Source organism: Actinomadura sediminis (assembly GCF_042675525.1).
Lineage (GTDB): Bacteria > Actinomycetota > Actinomycetes > Streptosporangiales > Streptosporangiaceae > Spirillospora > Spirillospora sediminis.
On sequence record NZ_JBHTJA010000262.1, the window covers coordinates 1 to 659 of the forward strand.

The following is a 659-nucleotide window of genomic DNA, read 5'->3' on the forward strand; positions in this document are numbered from 1 at the left end:
TCCGGCGGGCGGGGACGCGGACGAGGTCGCGGAGCAGCGGCGGGAGGCCGTCGCCGTACCGCGCCGCGAGCGCGGCGGGGTCGAGCGCGATCGGCAGCGGGACGGGTTCGTCCAGCGACCGGGCGCGGTCGAACAGCGCCAGGGCGGTGCCCGTGGGCAGGGCGCGGACGCCCGCGCGCGCGAGCCGCGCCAGGTCGGCGTCGTCCAGGTGCCCGGTCATGCCGCTCGCCGCCTCCCACAGCCCCCAGGCGAGCGAGGCGGCGGGCAGCCCGGCGGCGCGGCGCAGCCGGGCGAGGCCGTCGAGGAAGGCGTTGGCGGCGGCGTAGTTGCCCTGGCCCTCGGCGCCGAGCACGTTGGCGGCCGAGGAGAACAGGACGAGGTCGACACCGGGCCGGTCCGCCGTCAGCTCGTGCAGGTGCCAGCCGGCGTCGGCCTTCGGCCGCAGTGCCCGCGACAGCCGTTCGGGGGTCAGCGAGCCGAGCACCCCGTCGTCCAGGACCCCGGCGGCGTGCACGACGGCGGTGAGCGGCCGGTCGGCGGGGATCCCGGCGAGCAGCCGCGCGGCGGCGTCCCGGTCCGCCGCGTCGCAGGCGACGATGCGGGCGTCCGCGCCGAGGTCGGCGAGCTCGGCGGCGCCCTCGGCGGCGCCGGGCGCGTCC

At 80.6% G+C, this 659-nt stretch carries 1 protein-coding gene; it reads right to left on the minus strand.

Annotated elements, in window-relative coordinates; genetic code table 11:
- Positions 1–659 (minus strand): KR domain-containing protein (locus ACFQ11_RS37795; protein WP_378307764.1); only part of this gene is annotated, 659 nt, incomplete at both ends.